The following is a 373-nucleotide window of genomic DNA, read 5'->3' on the forward strand; positions in this document are numbered from 1 at the left end:
CACAGCGTTGGAAGAATCGCTGAGGTAACCATGCTTTAAAAAAACGTATGTTGGATGAATTTTGCAAAACGTAGGGTTAGTATTATCCCCTAAGTGCGATTATTTAGCCCTTTCCCAAAAAAGTGCACCGTAAACTGTATAATGCCGCTTAGAAGGATGGTGTTTTGCGCAGGAATTTTAATAGATGCTTATCTACTTGGAGCAGTAAACTGACCTAAAATACGTATTGTCTTTTTAACCTTTGCAAAAGCGGTGTGTAATGGATTTATTACTAAATTAAATTCTTCAGGCACCATTACTGAGGGAACAGCCATTGCCAAATACTCGTTCGGATCATAAAAATTTTTCGCAGCAAAATCACGATTTAGATTTG

General features: G+C 37.3%; 1 protein-coding gene. It reads right to left on the reverse strand.

All coding sequences use genetic code 11. The features are described from left to right. Positions 1-188: 188 nt before the first annotated feature. Positions 189-373, reverse strand: a 185-nt coding sequence (locus Lwal_RS17575) for an RES family NAD+ phosphorylase (protein ID WP_193787240.1), incomplete at its 5' end; no start/stop codon positions are given.

The organism is Legionella waltersii, from assembly GCF_001468085.1.
GTDB lineage: Bacteria > Pseudomonadota > Gammaproteobacteria > Legionellales > Legionellaceae > Legionella > Legionella waltersii.